1 tRNA gene is annotated in these 241 nt (G+C 41.9%); it reads left to right on the plus strand.

Annotated features, from left to right (window positions below):
• The first annotated feature begins 165 nt into the window (after positions 1 to 165).
• Positions 166 to 239 (plus strand) — tRNA-Ile (locus ACJDTP_RS28020).
• Positions 240 to 241: the final 2 nt, after the last annotated feature.

Raw genomic sequence — 241 nt, forward strand, 5'->3', positions numbered from 1 at the left:
GGAGAACCTGCGGCTGGATCACCTCCTTTCTATGGAGAAATCTAGATCAGCATGATGTCTGACTAGTACAGATACATCATTGATGTATTAAAATATAAAATACTTGCTCAAAGGTTACGTAAGTATTTGTTCTGTTCAATTTTGAGGGATTTTCCTTCAGAATAAGGGCTTATAGCTCAGCTGGTTAGAGCGCACGCCTGATAAGCGTGAGGTCGATGGTTCGAGTCCATTTAAGCCCACC

The sequence above is a fragment of the Candidatus Clostridium helianthi genome (genome assembly GCF_045310795.1).
GTDB lineage: Bacteria > Bacillota > Clostridia > Clostridiales > Clostridiaceae > Clostridium > Clostridium helianthi.